At 70.9% G+C, this 16,949-nt stretch carries 16 protein-coding genes; 9 read left to right on the top strand and 7 right to left on the bottom strand.

Annotation, left to right across the window (positions count from 1 at the left end; translation table 11 throughout):
- Positions 1 to 2: 2 nt before the first annotated feature.
- The 3 genes from ACFWY5_RS28745 to ACFWY5_RS28735 form a co-directional block, all read right to left on the bottom strand.
- Positions 3 to 2,288 (bottom strand): FdhF/YdeP family oxidoreductase, encoded by a 2,286-nt coding sequence (locus tag ACFWY5_RS28745; RefSeq protein WP_379635544.1) that lies wholly within the window; start codon positions 2,286 to 2,288, stop codon positions 3 to 5.
- A 127-nt stretch (positions 2,289 to 2,415) separates the two neighbouring features.
- Positions 2,416 to 3,024, bottom strand: coding sequence for a hypothetical protein (locus ACFWY5_RS28740; protein WP_379635542.1), 609 nt, complete (start codon positions 3,022 to 3,024; stop codon positions 2,416 to 2,418).
- Between the two features lie 2 nt (positions 3,025 to 3,026).
- Positions 3,027 to 3,596 (bottom strand): RNA polymerase sigma factor, encoded by a 570-nt coding sequence (locus tag ACFWY5_RS28735; protein ID WP_379619140.1) that lies wholly within the window; start codon positions 3,594 to 3,596, stop codon positions 3,027 to 3,029.
- A gap of 289 nt (positions 3,597 to 3,885) precedes the next feature.
- Here ACFWY5_RS28735 and ACFWY5_RS28730 point away from each other — a divergent pair, with 289 nt between their 5' ends.
- Positions 3,886 to 4,677 (top strand): helix-turn-helix transcriptional regulator, encoded by a 792-nt coding sequence (locus ACFWY5_RS28730; RefSeq protein ID WP_379635540.1) that lies wholly within the window; start codon positions 3,886 to 3,888, stop codon positions 4,675 to 4,677.
- 37 nt (positions 4,678 to 4,714) lie between these two features.
- Here the strand turns inward: ACFWY5_RS28730 and ACFWY5_RS28725 are convergent, their stop codons facing one another.
- A complete protein-coding gene (locus ACFWY5_RS28725) occupies positions 4,715 to 6,250 on the bottom strand; it encodes a long-chain fatty acid--CoA ligase (protein WP_379635538.1) in 1,536 nt (511 codons plus the stop codon).
- A 139-nt stretch (positions 6,251 to 6,389) separates the two neighbouring features.
- Here ACFWY5_RS28725 and ACFWY5_RS28720 point away from each other — a divergent pair, with 139 nt between their 5' ends.
- The 4 genes from ACFWY5_RS28720 (at position 6,390) to ACFWY5_RS28705 (ending at position 9,535) form a co-directional block, all read left to right on the top strand.
- The gene (locus ACFWY5_RS28720) at positions 6,390 to 6,878 is read left to right on the top strand and encodes a hypothetical protein (RefSeq protein WP_379619134.1); all 489 of its coding nucleotides are present in this window, start codon (positions 6,390 to 6,392) and stop codon (positions 6,876 to 6,878) included.
- Positions 6,853 to 7,182 (top strand): alpha/beta fold hydrolase, encoded by a 330-nt coding sequence (locus ACFWY5_RS28715; RefSeq protein ID WP_379635536.1) that lies wholly within the window; start codon positions 6,853 to 6,855, stop codon positions 7,180 to 7,182. The genes ACFWY5_RS28720 and ACFWY5_RS28715 overlap by 26 nt, the downstream gene beginning before the upstream one ends.
- Positions 7,179 to 7,391, top strand: coding sequence for a hypothetical protein (locus ACFWY5_RS28710; protein WP_379619130.1), 213 nt, complete (start codon positions 7,179 to 7,181; stop codon positions 7,389 to 7,391). Before ACFWY5_RS28715 ends, ACFWY5_RS28710 begins: the two co-directional genes overlap by 4 nt.
- An 83-nt stretch (positions 7,392 to 7,474) precedes the next feature.
- Positions 7,475 to 9,535, top strand: a complete 2,061-nt coding sequence (locus ACFWY5_RS28705; RefSeq protein WP_379635534.1) for a histidine kinase — start codon at positions 7,475 to 7,477, stop codon at positions 9,533 to 9,535.
- On the opposite strand, the gene ACFWY5_RS28700 is transcribed toward ACFWY5_RS28705, so the two are convergent.
- Positions 9,422 to 10,030 (bottom strand): DNA-binding response regulator, encoded by a 609-nt coding sequence (locus ACFWY5_RS28700; RefSeq protein WP_379635532.1) that lies wholly within the window; start codon positions 10,028 to 10,030, stop codon positions 9,422 to 9,424. The two genes, ACFWY5_RS28705 and ACFWY5_RS28700, sit on opposite strands and share 114 nt — an antisense overlap.
- 98 nt (positions 10,031 to 10,128) lie before the next feature.
- Between ACFWY5_RS28700 and ACFWY5_RS28695 the strand changes: the two genes are divergently transcribed.
- Both ACFWY5_RS28695 and ACFWY5_RS28690 read left to right on the top strand, forming a co-directional pair.
- Positions 10,129 to 10,863, top strand: coding sequence for an ABC transporter ATP-binding protein (locus ACFWY5_RS28695; RefSeq protein ID WP_379635530.1), 735 nt, complete (start codon positions 10,129 to 10,131; stop codon positions 10,861 to 10,863).
- Positions 10,860 to 13,205 (top strand): FtsX-like permease family protein, encoded by a 2,346-nt coding sequence (locus tag ACFWY5_RS28690; protein WP_379635596.1) that lies wholly within the window; start codon positions 10,860 to 10,862, stop codon positions 13,203 to 13,205. Before ACFWY5_RS28695 ends, ACFWY5_RS28690 begins: the two co-directional genes overlap by 4 nt.
- Before the next feature lie 4 nt (positions 13,206 to 13,209).
- Here the strand turns inward: ACFWY5_RS28690 and ACFWY5_RS28685 are convergent, their stop codons facing one another.
- Both ACFWY5_RS28685 and ACFWY5_RS28680 read right to left on the bottom strand, forming a co-directional pair.
- On the bottom strand, positions 13,210 to 13,554 hold the full coding sequence (locus tag ACFWY5_RS28685) for a VOC family protein (protein WP_379619122.1): 345 nt from the start codon (positions 13,552 to 13,554) through the stop codon (positions 13,210 to 13,212).
- A 54-nt stretch (positions 13,555 to 13,608) separates the two neighbouring features.
- Complete coding sequence (locus tag ACFWY5_RS28680) at positions 13,609 to 14,061, bottom strand: winged helix-turn-helix transcriptional regulator (RefSeq protein ID WP_379635528.1); 453 nt, start codon at positions 14,059 to 14,061, stop codon at positions 13,609 to 13,611.
- An 83-nt stretch (positions 14,062 to 14,144) separates the two neighbouring features.
- On the opposite strand from ACFWY5_RS28680, the gene ACFWY5_RS28675 reads away from it, so the two are divergent.
- Both ACFWY5_RS28675 and ACFWY5_RS28670 read left to right on the top strand, forming a co-directional pair.
- Positions 14,145 to 14,534, top strand: coding sequence for a TIGR03618 family F420-dependent PPOX class oxidoreductase (locus tag ACFWY5_RS28675; protein ID WP_379635526.1), 390 nt, complete (start codon positions 14,145 to 14,147; stop codon positions 14,532 to 14,534).
- A gap of 68 nt (positions 14,535 to 14,602) precedes the next feature.
- Positions 14,603 to 16,903 (top strand): hypothetical protein, encoded by a 2,301-nt coding sequence (locus ACFWY5_RS28670; protein ID WP_379635524.1) that lies wholly within the window; start codon positions 14,603 to 14,605, stop codon positions 16,901 to 16,903.
- Positions 16,904 to 16,949: the final 46 nt, after the last annotated feature.

The raw sequence follows: 16,949 nt of genomic DNA, 5'->3' as shown, positions 1-16,949 counted from the left end.
GGTCAGGCGGCCGGGCCGATGGTGACCCGGAGGTGTTTCATCAACGGCTGGTCGCTCTGCGTGCTGTGGTCGGTGATGGAGCACAGGACGTTCATCTCGGGCATGTATCCGGCGCAGCAGCCTTTGGGCAGGTTGTGCCGGACGGCGAGGTAGCCGTGCAGGGAGCGGGTGGTGCCGTCCCTGGCGGTGCTGGTGATGTCGACGGGATCGAACTGGCCGATGCCGCGCTCGCGCATGTCGTCGGCGTTCATGAAGACGAGGGTGCGCAGGTTCTTGATGCCGCGGTAGCGGTCGTTGTCGGAGTAGATCGTCGTGTTCCACTGGTCGTGGGAGCGCATGGTGCCCAGGATCAGCGTGCCGGGCGCGGGGACGACGTCGGGCAGCCGGGCGGTGGAGAACTCGGCCTGGCCCGAAGGCGTGAGGAAGATCAGCTCGCGGGCCGGCTGCTTGATGCGGAAACCCATGGGCAGGCGGACCCGGCGGTTGAAGTCCTCGAATCCGTCCAGGACCTGGGCCATGGTGTCGCGGATGCGGTCGTAGTCCTCGACGTACCAGTCCCAGGGGGTGTCGCTGTGCGGGAGGGCGGCGCGGGCCAGGCCCGCGATGATGGCCGGTTCCGACAGCAGGTGGTGCGAGGCGGGGCGTTTCATCCCCACCGACAGATGCACCATGCTCATCGAGTCCTCGACCGAGGTCTGCTGCACGCCGCTGCGCTGCACGTCCTTCTCGGTGCGGCCCAGGCACGGCAGGATGAGCGCCCGGCGGCCGTGGACGAGGTGGCTGCGGTTCAGCTTGGTGCTCACGTGGACGGTCAGCTCGCACGAGCGCAGCCCGGCGTGGGTGTAGGGGGTGTCGGGCGCGGCCATGGCGAAGTTGCCGCCCATGCCGACGAACACCTTCACCTCGCCGCGGTGCATCGCCTCGATGGTGGTCACCACGTCCAGGCCGTCGGCGCGCGGCGGGTCGATGCCGCACACCCGCGCCAGCCGGTCCAGGAACTCCTTGGGCGGCCGGTGGTCGATGCCGCACGTCCGGTTGCCCTGGACGTTGCTGTGCCCGCGCACCGGCGACGGCCCCGCGCCCTCCCGGCCCAGATTGCCGCGGAGCAGGAGCACGTTGACGATCTCCCTGATGGTGTCGACGCCGTGCTCGTGCTGGGTGACGCCCAGGCACCAGCTGATGATGCTGCGGTCGGCGCCGCGATACACGCGCGCGGCCCTCAGGATGTCGTCGCGGGTGAGGCCGCTCTGCCGTTCGATCTCCTCCCATGGCGTGGCCGCGCACAGGGCCTCGTACTCCGCGAACCCCGTCGTGTGCCGGTCGATGAACTCCTGGTCCACGGCCCCGGGATCGCTCTGCGCCCGCTCCAGCGTCGCCTTGGCGATGCCGCGCATGAGCGCCATGTCGCCGCCGCTGCGTACCTGGAGGTTCAGGGTGCTGGTGCGGGTCGCGCGGAACAACGCCATCTGCGTGAACTCGTGCGGGATGATGGTCCGGGTGGCGCCCGCCTCGATCATCGGGTTGATGTGCACGATCTTGGCGCCGCGGCGGTAGGCCTCCGCGAGGCTGGTGAGCATCCTGGGGGCGTTGGAGGCCGCGTTGACCCCCATGATGAACAGCGCGTCCGCGCTGTCCCAGTCCTTGAGGTCGGCGGTGCCCTTGCCGGTGCCGAGCGAGGCGTGCAGGGCCCGGCCGCTGGCCTCGTGACACATGTTGGAGCAGTCGGGCAGGTTGTTCGTGCCCAGTTCGCGGGCCATGAGCTGGTAGAGGAAGGTGGCCTCGTTGCCCAGCCGTCCCGAGGTGTAGTACGCGGCCTGGTTCGGGTCGTCCAGCTCGTGTACCGTCCGGCCGAACAGCTCGAACGCCTCCTCCCAGCCGATGGGGACGTAGCGGTCGGACGCGGCGTCGTAGGACATCGGCTCGGTCAGCCGCCCCTGGTCCTCCAGCGCGAAGTCGCTCCACCGCGACAGCTCGCTCACCGTGTGGGCGGCGAAGAACTCCCGGCCGACCCGCTTGCCGGTCATCTCCCACGTGACGTGCTTGATCCCGTTCTCGCAGATGTCCAGATGCAGGCCCTGCGTGTCCGGCCACGCGCATCCCGGGCAGTCGAAGCCGCCGTTCTCGTGGTTCATGCGCAGCACGGAACGGGGGCCGTCGACGAACTCGCGCTCGCGCACCACGAACTCGGTCACGGCCTTGGCCGCTCCCCAGCCCGCGGCCGGGTGGTGGTAGGGACGGGACTGCGGCGGCCCCTCTGGCACCGGCCCCACGCTGGGCTCTTCGCTCATTCCACCAGTTAAGCCCAGCGCCCGGTTACTACCCGAAAGTCTGGTTAACTCCATACTTCGTGGACGCGTTTCCCTGGCAGAAATTAGCGGAAACTATGCTTTTCCATCCGGGTGGGCAGTTCTTGGGCTAGGAGGTCGGGCGGGGAATAGGCGTGCAGGACTTCACGGTGCTGCCCGCCTTGGCCAGCCAGGTGCCCAGCCGCCAGGGAGCGGGACCGGCAGGCATCTCCGAGTACTCCAGGACGACCGTCTCACCTGGCCGGATGTGTTCGGGGGAGATCTTGATCTCGTGCAGCGAGAGCACCCGGGTGGCCTGGAACGAGCGCCACTCCTTCTCCTTGCCACGCGTCAAGACCTCGTTCCCGTTGTACGCCGCGTCCACGCTGTCGAACCGGGGCGTCTCCGCGCACCACGTGTCCGTGGGCAGGAACGTCACGTCGGCATTGACACCGGCCGCGCGGAGGTCGGCCTCAAGCGCTTCGGGGTCGCGCAGTTCGTTGACGGCCACCGTGATCGTGCCGTCCGGGTTCGTGGTCACCGCGTAGGCCGGGGTGCCGGTCGCGACGATCAGCGGGGTGGCCACGACCGCTGCCGCGGCCCCCGCCGCGACCAGCAGCCTGGGGGCGGTGAAGCGGCGTCTGGGACGCATGCCGTTCAGCAGCCGCCTCCTGGCTCCGGCGAGATCCTCTTCGGTACCGGGCTGGACCGTCGCCCACATGCTCTTGAGCTCGTTCATGGTCATTCTCCTTGTCCTGGCTGCAACGCTTGGCGGATCTGGGCGCGGGCCCGGTTGAGCCGGGAACCGACGGTGCCCAGCGGGATGGCGAGCGCGTCGGCGATCTCCTGGTAGCTCAGCTCGGCCCAGGCGACCAGCAGCAGCACGTCGCGGTCGACCTGTTTGAGCTTCAGCAGCGCCCGCGCCAGCGGCAGGTTGACGGCCAGCGTGTTGACGCCGTCCTCGACCTGCGTGTTCGCGGTCTGCGCCGGGTGCACGCCGGTGCGGAGGTAGGCGCGGTAGAGGCTGGTCTCGGTACGCCGCCGCTTGCCGATCACGTTGGAGGCGATGCCGTACAGCCAGGGGCGGGCGTCGGGGCGGCCCCGGTCATATGCGCCCCGACGCTGGAAGGCGGCCAGAAAGGTGTCGGCCACGACATCCTCCGCCTCGGCGGGCCCCAGCCGCCTGGTCACATAGCGATGCAGTAACGGTGCGTACCTGTCGAACAGAGCGGCGAAGACCTCCGGCTCGGCCAGCGACCTCTCGATCAGGGACGCGTCATCAACGTGGACGTCTTCGCGGGCGAGTGTCATGCATGTCGGCCTTTCCTGGTGTGGACGGTCACCTGTACTTACCGCGCCAGGCAGAAAAGCTTCATCCCCGGAAGACGCACCCGCACAGGGTCACGAAGTGGCCCTAACGGCGCCCCACCCTCACTGGTTGTCCCCGAACGCTCTTGATCTTTATCAAGACGACAGCGGGTCACGAAGTGGCCCTAACGGCGCCCCACTCTCACTGGTTGTCCCAAAAAAGAACTGTCTCTTAAGCTCTTGAAGCCGCACAAAACACGAGCAGATACGCTGGGCCGCGGAGGACGGTGTGATGTCACATCCTTGGCGGGGCTGGTGCTTACTCCGGCCGGGCCTTCTGCTGTTCGGCGGAACCGTCGGCAGGAACGACCTGCACGCGCACCACGCGGTCCAACTCATCGTCTCCGCGCAGCCCTTCACCATGGGCGACGCCCACGGCGGAGAGCTGACCACGCAGATCGCGATCGTCCCGCCCGACGTCCGGCACACGGTGCGCAAGGGGGCGCACGAAGCCCTGCTCGTCCTCATGGATCCCCGCAGCTCCCCCGGCCGTTCCCTGCTGGCGCGCTTCGACGCGGGGCTGACGGCGTCGGGCTGGGCGCCGACCCTGAAAGATCCGCCGGCCCCGGCCGAGGGCATGCGGCCGCTCATGTTCGCCGAGCCGGCGGCCGGTCATGCTCGCTCGGCCGAGGCGGCGGCCGCGCTGCGGACGGTGGAGGGGTGGACCGGCCACAGTGCGGCCGAGGGCGCCCGCCTCCACCCGGCGGTGGAGGCGGCGATCGCGGTGATCCCCACGCTGCTGCGGCGCGGACCGGTGCGGCTGCGTACGGTGGCGGACGCGGTCCACATGTCGCCGAGCCGGTTGGCGCACCTGTTCGGCGCGCACGTGGGGATCCCGCTGCGACCGTACGTGCGGTGGCTGCGCATGCAACAGGCCATCGGCCTGGTGGCCGGCGGACAGACGCTGACGGCGGCCGCGCACAGCGCCGGCTTCACCGACGGCTCGCACTTCACCCGCGTCTTCCGCGACACCTTCGGCACCACGCCCTCAGAGCTGGCCGCCGCGATCGACTGGCTGCCTTGAAGCTGGTGAACGGTCCCCGTAGACGCTCACCAGCTCGTCAGCGCAGCTCGCGCTTGAGGATCTTGCCGGTGGCCGAGATCGGCAGGGTCTCGCGGAACTCGATGATCCGCGGGTACTTGTAGGCCGCCATGTTCTCCTTGGCCCAGCCGATGAGCTCGTCCCCGCTCGCGGTCGCGCCGGGCGCCAGGATGACGTACGCCTTGACCTCCTCGCCGTGCGAGTCGTGGGGCACGCCGACCACCGCCACCAGCGAGACCGCCGGGTGCGTCATCAGCACCTCCTCCACCTCGCGCGGGTAGACGTTGAACCCGCCCCGGATGATCATGTCCTTGGTGCGGTCGATGATGGAGTAGTAGCCCTCCTCGTCGCGGGTGGCGATGTCGCCGGTGCGGAACCAGCCGTCCCGCATGACCTCCGCGGTCTCCTCGGGCCTGCCGTAGTAGCCCTTCATGATGTTGTGCCCGCGGACGGCGACCTCGCCGGGGCCCTCGCCCTCGATGGGGTTCCACTCGTCGTCCACCAGCCGCATCTCCACACCCCAGATGGGGAAGCCGATGGTGCCGGGCTTGGTGGGGCGGCTGAGCTGGTTGAAGCTGGCCGCCGGGGAGGTCTCCGACAGGCCGTAGCCCTCCAGGATGGGGATGCCGAAGGTGGACTCGAAGTCCTTGAGCACCTCGATCGGCAGGGAGGCGGCCCCGGACACCGCCACCCTCAGCGTCTTGGGCACCTCGTCCCCATCGCTGTGGATCTTCGAGAGCATCGCCCAGTACATGGTCGGCACCCCGGCGAACATGGTCACCTTCTCCCGGCACATGAGCTCCAGCACCGCACCGGGGTCGAAGCGCGGCAGCAGCACCAGGGTGCCGCGCCTGCGCAGGCAGACGTTCATGACCGAGACCTGGCCGAAGGAGTGGAAGAGAGGCAGCACGGCCAGCGAGACGTCGCCGTCGGGGTCGGCGGGGAACATCCCGTCGCTGACCATGGTGTTGATCAGCAGGTTGGCGTGGGTGAGCACGGCGCCCTTGGCCTGGCCGGTGGTGCCGGAGGTGTAGAGGATGGCCGCGGTGTCACCGGGCTCGGTCTGGACCGTCTCGAACTCCGCGGACATGCCGTCCAGCGCCGCCCAGAACGACTCGCCGTGCTCCGACTCGGTGGCCAGGGGCGTCGTGGGCAGCACGATGAACTGCTCGCACCCGTCGGTGGCGTCGAAGGCCTCCCGCCCGCGCGCGCCCATGGGCAGTTCGGGCGTGCCGTCGAAGCAGAACAGTGCCTTGGCGTCGCTGTCGGTCAGGTGGTAGGCGATCTCCCGCGGCCGCAGCAGCAGGTTGAGCGGCACCACGGTCGCCCCGGCCTTGAGGATGCCGAAGTAGACGAAGGGGAAGTAGGGCACGTTCGGGCAGAGCAGCGCGACCTTGTCACCCTTGCCGATCCCCCGAGCGACCAGGAGGTTGGCCACCTGGTTCGCGACAGAGTCCACCATCGAGTACGGCAGGCGCAGGTCCCCGAAGACCAGGGCGGTGCGGTCCGGAACGTGGCGGGCACTGTCTTCCAGAATGATCGACAGATTGAGCATCGCGACCCTTTCCTCGATGCCAAGACACGGAACTTCGTACGGTCCAGAATGCCGCCAGGGCGTGGGAAGCACTTGTACGAACGTGCCGACCTCACCTCTACTTGACATACAAGAGCAAGTACTTGCTATCTTTCGTCAAGTGAGTACGCGCGAGCATGTGGAACTGGCCGGTGAGCTGATCGGGCTGATCGAACGGCGCATCACCGACCCCTTGGAGATCCTGTTCGGCTCCGCCGGCCAGGTGGACCCGATCAGAGCACGGCTGAAGATCGAGGCCGAGGTCTGGGCCGCCCAGCTGATGGGCCCGGACGACGGCCTGGCCGTCCGTACGGCGGCGCGGCTGATCGCCGCCGTCTTCCCCTCCGACGGCCCGTTCGACCCGGCCGACGCGTGGTGGGCCACCGCCTTCGGCAGGGTCGTGGCCAGGCGCGTGGGCCATCCGGGCAAGGAGGCGGTGCCGTTCGCGACCGCCGGAGCCATGCTCGGCATCACCCGGCAGGGAGTCCACGACCTCGTCAAACGCGCCAAGCTCGACCGCCACCCCGACGGCGGGGTCACCACGAAGTCGATCCGCGAACGCCTCGGCCAACCCCAGGAGCGCCATGCCGCACGACGTCACCATCAATGACCACGCCATCCCCCTCGCCTTTCGCGACCACGGCGGGAACGGCCGGCCCGTTCTCCTGCTGCACGGCCTCGGCGGCACCCTCGAAGCCGTGGTGAAGCACCTCGGCCTCGGCAACCCGGCCGTCGTCGGCCACTCGCTGGGCGGGATGCTCGCCGTCCTGTGGGCCAGGCGCCATCCCGAGTGCCCGGGGATCGTCAACCTCGACGGGCTGCGGTCGGCGGAGAACGATCCCGGCAACCACCCCGGCATGGACCCGGCGGCGCCCCGGAGTTCCGCGACACCATCCCTCTGCTGTGCGAGGTGACCTGCCCCGCCCTGGTCGTCATCCCGGCCCAGGACCCGCCCGGGACGGACGGCGGGGAGCTGATGGCGGCGTTCCGCCGTGGCGTGCGCCGCGACCTCGGCGGCCTGCCGGGACACATCCAGGTCAAGGAGCTGAAGGCCGGTCACGGCATGGTGACCGAGCGGCCCGCGGCCGTCGCCGCCCTGGTCACCGAGTGGCTGCGGCCGTAGGTCAGGTGGCGGAGCGGCCGCCCGCGGTGGTGGAGCACTGCCCGATTGCGGGGGTTACGCGAAGTTTCTCCTAAGCTGCCCGGGTGGCGAAACGGGCATGGATTCTGGTCATCGCGGCACTGGCGAGCTTCGCGAGCATCTACGTGGCGGCGGGCTCCTGGCCGGCCGTGGTGGTCTGTGTGGCGCAGCTGGCGTTCGTGCGGTGGCGGCACGGGTGGATCCTGGCCGTGGTCGTGCTGGGCTCGTACGCGGCGGTGCTGGGGTTCGGCACCTCGGTCGGCATCCTCGGCTTCGCCGGCGGCGCGCTGCTGCTGACCAGGCTGCGCCCGCTCACGGTGCTGGTCGTGGGCAGCGCGGCGGTATTGGGCAACGCCGACGGGGCGATCAGCGCGATGCTGATCTCCCTGGTCATCTACGGGCTCACGACGCTGATCAGGCAGGTCGAGGAGATCACCGCGACCCGGCTGGCGCTGGCGATGTCCGCGGCGGCCGAGGAACGGCTGCGCATCGCCGCCGAGCTGAACCAGGGCCTGGGCCGGGCGCTGGCGGCGATCGCGGACGGCGCCCGCGCGGGCGATCCGCAGGCGGAGACGGCACGGGCCTCGCTGGCCGAGGCGCGGGCGGCGGCGGCCGGGTACCGGGCGATGTCCCTGGCGCCGGAGATCACCACGGCCAGGGCGATGCTGTCCTCGGCCGGGATCGCCGTGGAGGTGCGCGTCGGTCACGAGGAGCCGCTGGGTCCGGCGGGCGCGCTGCTGGCGGCGGTGCTGCGTGAGGCGGTCACCGACGTACTGCGTCAGGCCACGGCGAGCCTCTGCGTGATCGAGACCGGCCGGGTCTTCCTGCGCGTGACCAGCGACGGCGCCCGCACCGCCGACGACGCGTTCCTGGACGACCTGCCCGCCCGCGTCGAGAAGGCGGGCGGCAGGCTGGTCACCCGGCTGACCGACGAGGGACGGTTGAGCGTGGAGGCGACCCTGCCCGACCTGGGCGGGCCGCGGGCCGGCAACGACTCGTACCGGATGTCGATGGTGCTGGTCGCCGCCGTCGTGCTCGGCTTCGTGGCGAAGGGGCTGATGCAGACCCCCGCCCACCTGCTCGCCCCGGCCGCCGCGCTCCTGGCCGCGATCGTGGTGCTGCAGCTGACCTCGGTGAAGGGGCGCCACATGGGACGGCTGGCGGTGCTGACCGCGCTGGCCTACCTTCCGATGCCGTTGCTGGGCCGGAGCTGGCTGGGCGTCCTGGGGTTCCTGGCCGGGCCGGTGCTGCTCTCGTTCTCCTGGCGGGTGGCGGTGCCGCTGGCCGGGCTCGTCGCGGCCAGCGCGGCGGTGGCGAGTCACCTGATGGGCCTGCCGGTCCCGGCGCTGGTCAACTACACGCTGAGCACGCTGGTGACCGCCATGGTCCTGTACGGCCTGATCAAGCTCGCCCAGATACTCAAGGAGTCGCGCGACTCCCGCGACGCCCTGGCCCGCGCGGCCGTCGTCGAGGAACGGCTGCGCGCCGCCCGCGACCTGCACGACCTGCTCGGCCACAGCCTGGCCGCCATCCTCATCAAGTGCGAGCTGGCCCGCCGCCTCGGCAACCCGGAGAGCGAGCTGCGCGACATCGCCGAGATGGCCGAGCGCGCCCAGGCCGACCTGCGCTCGGTCTCCGGCGACCACCGCGACCTGCTGCTGCCCGCCGAGGCCGGCAACGCCCGCGCGGTGCTGACCGCCGCCGGAATCGAGGCCACCGTCGAGCTGTCCCACCCGCCGCTGCCTGCCGCCGCCGAGACCGTGCTGAGCACCGTCCTCAGAGAGGCGGTCACGAACGTGCTCCGGCACAGCACCGCCCGCCACTGCACCGTCACCACCACCGCCGACGCCCACCAGGTACGGCTGCGCGTCCGCAACGACGGCGTCAAGGACGGCCCGATCCGCAAGGGCTCGGCCGGGATCGGCAACCTCACCACCCGCCTGGCCGCCCTCGGCGGCACACTGTCCACCACGCGGGAGGACGGCTGGTTCACCCTGGAGGCGGCGCTGCCGTCAGATCCAGCCGGACTCGCCCGCGATGCGGACGGCGTCGGTGCGGTTGCGGGCGTTGAGCTTGGCCACGATCGCCGTCAGGTAGTTGCGGACGGTGCCCGCGGTCAGGTGTAGCCGTTGCGCCACCTCGGTGGCCTCGGCCCCACCGGCGACCAGGCGCAGCACGTCGACCTCGCGCTGGGTGAGCGGGTTGTCGGCCAGGTCCCAGGCGGTCACGGCCAGCGAGGGGTCCAGGACGCGCCCGCCGCCCGCCACGGTGCGGATGGCGGCGGTCAGCTCTTCCGGGGGCGCCGTCTTCAGCAGGAACCCGTCGACCTGGGAGGCCAGGGCGCGGCGCAGGTGGCCGGGCTTGCCGTACCCGGTGAGCATGAGGGTGCGGCAGGAGGGGAGCTTGTCGCGGATCGTGGCGGCGGCGTCCAGGCCGTCGATGGCGCCGGGCATGTCGATGTCGAGCACGGCCACGTCGGGCCGGTGAACGAGCGCGGCGGCGACGGCGGCCTCCCCCGACTCGACCGCTTCGACGATCTCCAGATCGGCCTCGAGCCCGAGCAACGCGACCAGGGCGCCCCTGATGACGTGCTGGTCCTCGGCCAGAAGTACGCGAATCACGGGATCATGTCTACCAGTGTCCGCTTTATGACGAGGTCATGGTGACCCGGTGAGCACGTCTCTGTCCTGCGGCAACGCCCGCCAGCAGGCTTGGACTCATGACAGACGTGGTGCGGTTGGACGCGGTGAGCAAGGTGTACGGGAAAGGCCAGAACGCGGTGGCGGCCCTGCGCGAGGTGTCGGCAGGCATCCCGCGCGGCAGCTTCACCGCGGTGATGGGCCCCTCGGGGTCCGGTAAGAGCACGTTCCTCCACTGCGCGGCGGGCCTGGACGTTCCGTCCTCGGGTTCGGTACGGCTCGGCGGCACGGAACTGGCCGGCATGAGCGAGACCGCCCTGACCGAGTTGCGCCGGGGCCGGGTGGGCTTCGTCTTCCAGGCGTTCAACCTGGTCTCCTCGCTGACCGTGCTGGAGAACATCACGTTGCCGCTGCGCCTGTCCGGTGAGAAGGCCGACGCCGCGTGGCTGGCCGAGATCGTGCGCCGGGTGGGGCTGGAAGGGCGTACCGGTCACCTGCCGGCCCAGTTGTCCGGCGGCCAGCAGCAGCGGGTGGCCATCGCCCGCGCCCTGGTGGTACGGCCCGAGGTGGTCTTCGGCGACGAGCCGACCGGCGCCCTGGACACGATGACCGCCCGTGACGTGCTGGTCCTGCTGCGCGAGGTGGTCTCGGCCCTGGGCCAGACCGTGGTGATGGTCACCCACGACCCGGTCGCCGCCTCCTACGCCGACACCGTCCTGTTCCTGGCCGACGGCCGGATCGCCGACTCGATGACCGCGCCCACCGCCGAGAAGGTGGCCGAGCGCATGACCAGGCTGGGAGCGTGGAAGCGATGATCTCGCTGGCGTGGAAGACCCTCCGGCACCGCAAGGCCGGGTTCGCGGGCGCGTTCGTCGCCCTGTTCTGCGCCGCCGCCCTGGTGACGGCGTGCGGCATGCTGCTGGAGACGGGCCTGCGCGGCGCGCTGGCCCCGGAGCGGTACGCGGGTGCGCCGGTCATCGTGGCCGGTGACCAGTTCGAACGCCGCGTGGTCGAAAAGGGCGATGGCGAGACCAAGGTCAAGGCCAAGGCGCTGGCGGAGCTGCGCTGGATCCCCGAGGAGCTGGCCGCCGACCTCGCCGCCGCGCCCGGCGTGGAGAAGGTCGTAACCGAGGTCACCTTCCCCGCCGGGGACGCGCTGGGCCATGGCTGGGAGTCGGCGGCGCTGACGCCGTTCACGCTGAAGAGCGGTCGCGCGCCGGAGAAGGCGGGCGAGGTCGTCGTGGACGCGAGCTTCCGCGGCGAGAACTTCACCACCGCGGGCAGGACCTACCGCGTCGTCGGCGTGACCCACCAGGCGCTGCCCAGCGGGCGAACCGTCTTCTTCAGCACCGCCGAGGCCCGCCGGCTGGCCGGACGCCCCGGCCTGGTCAGCGCGATCGGCGTGTTCCCGCAGGTCCCGGTCGTGGTCAAGGGCGCGATCGCCTACACCGGCGACGAGCGCGGCGCGGTGGAGTTCCGCGACGGCGACAACGCCCGCATCAAGCTGATCAGCATGGGCGGCGCGATGGGCGGTACCTCGCTGCTGGTGGCGATCCTGGTCGTGGTCGGCACGTTCGCGCTCTCCATCCAGCAGCGCCAACGCGAACTGGCTTTGCTGCGGGCCGTCGCGGCCACTCCCCGGCAGATCCGCCGGATGCTCGGCGGCGAGGCGCTCGCCGTCAGCGCCCTGGCCGGGGTGCTCGGGGCGGGGGCCGGAATCCTGCTCGGGTTCTGGCTGCGCGGGCGGTTCGTGGCCTTGGGCGCGATGCCGGACAACCTGCACCTGGTCCTCAGCCCGTTCCCGATGGCCGCGGCCTTGCTGGCCACCGTCGCGGCGGCGTGGGCGGCGGCGCGCGTCTCGGCCCGCCGTACCGCCAAGATCCGACCGGTCGAGGCGCTGGGCGAGGCGGCGATGGAGAAGCCGGGACTGCCGGTCGGACGTCTGATCGCCGGGCTGGCCGTGCTGGCGGGCAGCGTCGTGCTGACGATCCTGCTGACCACCCTGGACACCGAGGCCGCGGCCAGCCCCGTCACCATGCTCACCGCGCTCGCCTGGACGCTGGCCGTCTCCCTGCTCTCCCCGCTCATCGCCCGCGCCGTCACCGCGCTGCCCCTGCGCGGCCCCGGCGCGGGCGGCTACCTGGCCGCGCGCAACCTGCGGGCCGGCACCAAGCGCATGTCCTCGGTGATCACGCCGCTCACCCTGATGACCGCCATGACCTGCACCATCCTGTTCGTGCAGACCACCCTGGGCGCCGCCGCCCAGGAACAGGCCGTCGCGGGGGTCAAGGCCGAGACCGTGCTCGGCCCCGGCGCCTCCGCCACCGCCGCCCGCGAGGTGCCCGGCGTGCGCGCCGTCACCGAGGTGCTGCGCACCTCCGTCAGAGTCGACCTTGAGCGGTACGGCGCGCAGGCCGTCACCCCGCGAGGGCTCGACCAGACCATGGACCTCGGCGTGGTCGCCGGCTCGATGGCCGCCTTCGGTGAGAGGTCGGTGGCGCTCAGCACCAAGGCGGCCGGCTGGTTCGGCGTCGCGGTCGGCGACCGGCTCGCGCTCACGCTCGGCGACGGCACCCCGGCCGAGCTGACCGTCGCCGCCGTTTACACGCGCGGCATGGGCTTCGGCGAGCTGACGCTGCCGCACGCGCTGGTCGCCAAGCACGTGGACGACCCGCGCGGCACCCTGCTGGTCGCGGGCGGCGACCGGGCCGCGCTGGCCGGGGCGGGCCCGCTCCTGTCCCCCGCCGGGAACTCCTCCTCCGGCGGCGCGGCCGTCAACTACGTGGCCATGGGCCTGATCATCGCCTTCTGCGCCATCGCGGTGGTGAACACGCTGGCCATGTCCACCTCGGCCCGCTCCCGTGAGATGGCGCTCCTGCGCCTGGTCGGGACCACGCGGCGGCAGGTGCTCGGCATGCTGCGCCAGGAGACGGCCGGAGCCGTGCTGGTCTCGGTGGTGCTGGGCACGCTGATCTCGGCGATCACGCTGGCCGCCGCCGGCCTGGGCATGACCGGCTCGCCGATGCCGTCGGTGCCGCCGCTCGGCTACCTGGGCGTGATCGCCGCGGTGGCGGCGCTGGCCCTGGCCGCCACGGCGATCCCGGCCCGGCTGGCGCTCAGGGAGCACCCGGCCGAGGCGATCGGCGGGCGCGAATAGTTCGTCACCCGGCGGGGGCCTGCGCGAGGGACAGGCTGTTGCCGTCGGGGTCGAGGACGTCCACGTGGCGGACCCCGTTGCCGTAGGTCTCCACGGGATCGTGCTCGATCCCGTGGGCGGCCAGCCGGGCCAGGATGTCGTCCAGGTCGGTCACCCCAAACGTGATCATGGTGCCGCCCACTCGCGCCGCGCGTACCTGCCGGTCGTCGAGGACGACCCAGGCGTTCTCACCGACCTGCCACAGGAGCTCCTCGCCGATGATCTCGTCCGCCGGCCGCCCGAAGAACGCCTCGAACCACTTGCGCGACGCTTCCAGGTCGCTCACGCACACGACGCTGTACAGGTCCATCCGACCCGCTCCTTCCGATCGTCTCGACAGTGAGACCCCGCCGGCGGGCGAGACTCATCGCGCCGCGCCCGGCCCGGGGAGCAGGTCGACGTCGCCGGCGTGCATCGGCTCGCCGCAGTGGGCGCAGCGCAGGTCGGCCTGGCTGATCTCGCCGCAGGCGTGGTGCCGGTAGAGCACCGGCGGCCCGGCCTCGCCCGCCAGCCACCGGTCTCCCCACCCGGCCATCACCATGAGCACGTCGACCAGCTCGGTCCCCTTGGCCGTCAGGTGGTACTCGTGGCGTGGCCGCTGGTCGTAGGGGCGGCGTTCGAGGACGCCGTGGGCGACCAGGTGGTTGAGCCGCTCGGTCAGCACCTTGCGCGAGATGCCGAGATCAGCCTGGAGCTGCTCGAACCGGGTGAAGCCCGCCCACACGTCACGCAGGATCAGCGGCGACCACGGCTCTCCGATCACGTCGAGCGTACGCGCGATGGAGCAGGCCATATCCCCGAAGTTGGTGCGTTGCATGACATCAGTCTACCGATTTGAGTTCCCTAAAGGAACTTAAACTGTTAGGGTCTCTTCAAGGAACTCAAGAAGGAGTCGTCACGATGAGCGAGCTCAACCCCGGCGTCCGCCGCGCCTTCGACAGCACCTCCGTCGCCCACCTGGCCACCGTCCTGCCGGACGGCTCGCCCCACACCGTCCCGCTCTGGGTCGCCACCTACGGCGACCGGATCGTCTTCCTCACGGGCCCGAGCTCGCGCAAGGCCCGCAACCTCCACCGCGACCCGCGGGTGGCGCTGTCCATGGCGCCCCTCGACAACCCGTTCGAGCCCGTCATCGTCCGCGGCCGGGTCGTCGAATGGCTCGACGGCGACGCGGCCTGGGAGATCATCGACCAGATCTCGATGAAGTACCTCGGTCAGCCCTACCCCCGGGACGAGGAACGCGTCGTCGGCGTCATCGAGCCCGAGCGGCAGACCGTGGGCGTCGGCTGACGCCTTGATCGCTTGGTGGTGGCTGGATAGGTTGGGGCGCTTTACTGGTTCGCCCCCCAAGGATGGCCATGCGTCGCTACCGCTTCGGCACGATCGCGGCCCTGATCGCGCTCGGCTATCTCGCCGTGATCGCGGCGCTGTGCGCCCTTATGCCGGCCACCCCGCACAACGGTCTCCTGTGGAAAGTCGTCACCCGCGACATGTTCACCGATCGTCTCTTCGCCCCCGGCATCCCGTGGGGACTGACGCTCGCCCTGGTCCTCGTCGGGGCGCTCCAGGCGTGGGCCCTGTGGCAGGTGCTGCGCGGACGGGCCCGCGGCGAGCTGACGGACCGGGGCAGGAAGGTCGGCCTGCTGCGGCTGGCCCTTTACCTCAGCGTCGGCACCGGCCTGCTCGACACTGCCAGCGTCCCGCTGATCATCACGCGGGAGATCTACTGGGTCTGGTCGGTGACGGGGATCTTCTCCAGCCTGGTGCACATAGCCGTCGCGTGGCTGTTCTTCCTGGTGCTCCGTGACACCGCCCCCCGCGGGCTGCGACTGTTCTCGCTGGTCGCCGGGGCCCTCGTCGGTGTGCTCGGCATCGGGCAGCACATCACGGAGGTCCTCGGCCTGGACGTGGTCGCGCAGTACTTCACCCTCGACGGTTTGTCCGGCTACATCTGGCTCGCCTGGGCGGTGTCGATCCTGATCGCCCAGAGCAGGGACCCCCGCTGGAGCACGGCGACCGTCCGGATCGGGATCGCCGCTCAAGTGGTGTCGGTTCTCCAGCCCACCGGATCCATGTCCGTCGTCTCCCTCGGATCCGAATTCCCCTTCACGATGGTGTCCTATTCGCTCCTCTCCGCCGTCGGCGTCCTCGGGCTGGTGTGGGAGGCCAGGACCGCCCACGAGCTGGCCGGCCCCCTGCCGGAGGCAGCCGTTCCGGCACCGGAGCGGTCGGCGGCCAGGCGGTGGCCACTGCCCGCCGTGGCGATCGTGCTTCCGCTGATCCCCGCCGCCGTCAACCTCGCGCAGGGCAGGTACTTCTGGATCGGCCCCCGAGGCACGATCGAGCAGTTCGTCCGGGAGGAGAGCTGGCATGCCCAGACCTGGTTCGGCCTCGACGTCTTCGTCGGTGCCGGCGGCCCCGCTCTGCTGATCCTGGCCGCGGTGCTGCGCCGTACCCGCCGTGCCGTACAGGTGGTGTCGGTGACGCTGGCCGTCGCCGCGGCCGTGGGTCTCGTCAGCGCGCTCACCGCCCGGACGGGGTCGGCGGAGTTCCGCTACGAAGGCCGGCAGATCTACCCGGAGTGGATCTTCGCCCAGGCACTGGACGGAGAGATCTTCTTCGGCATCTCACCGTTGTTCTACAGCGCCGCCCTGCTCGGCTCCGCGCTGCTCCTGCGGTTGCTCTACCCGATCGCGCCCGCCCCGCGCGCCCGCCACCACGTCCTGCTCGCCGGGCTCGCCGCGGTCGTCGCGCTCGGCTTCGTGCCCGCCGCCGACCAGGCGCGCGGCCCGGTCACCACGGCCAAGGTCTGCAACCCGTACCCGGGCACGAGGCTGCCGGACGAGCCGGAACTCACCCCCGACCAGCGCTTCGTGTGCTCCCTCCGGCAGGGAAACGTGATCAAGGTCGGCGCCACCGCGTCCGACGCCGGGGTCCTCGCCTACGCCCGCCGGTTGTGCGACATCTACACCCGCAACGATCCCGAAGAGGTCGCCCGCCTCAAGGCCACGGACGGGCTGCAGCGCGATGACCTCGCCCACCCGCTCGCGGAGATCTGCCCCAGCGCGAACACCGTGGTCAAGGCGGTGGCGGCCGAGCAGGACCGGGAGTTCCAGGAATGGCAGGCCGCGGCGCGGCGCATGTGCGACGCCACCCCGCGCCATCGACCGCTCATCAAAGCCGCCCACGTGACCCGCGTGAAGGAACCCCAGCTGACCGACTACGGGGTCGTCGAGACCTACGAGCCGACAGGGACCGACCAGGACCCGGCCGAGGACGGCCTGCTGGACAAGGCTCAGGACGACGGCCTGGTGGCCTCCCTCCCCGGCCGCCTGATGGTGCTGACCCACTCCGACTTCGACATCTGCGTGACCGTGGAGACCTACACCCGCCGTCCGCCGGTGGAGACCAAGGGCTGGGACCACGTCGCCGAGGTCGGCTACGAGAGCCCCACCGGCGACATCGTGCTCAGGGACGATCTGAGCGGCACCGAGTTCCCCGACCTGTCACTCAACGGCCGCGCCGGCCACTACCGGATCCGCGTGCACTACGACTGGTTCAAGGACAAGGACGGCCAGGAGGGCCAGCGCCTGCTGATCATGGCGTACCCGGGGAAGGGGAAGAAGCCGGTCACCTACCGCGAGCCGCCCAAGCGGTGAACGTGCTCCATGGGGAACGCTTGCCTCGCGCACGGGTTCCGCAAAA

This window comes from Nonomuraea sp. NPDC059007 (genome assembly GCF_042740555.1).
Taxonomy (GTDB): Bacteria; Actinomycetota; Actinomycetes; order Streptosporangiales; family Streptosporangiaceae; genus Nonomuraea.
This window is presented reverse-complemented; position numbering and strand designations above follow the sequence as displayed.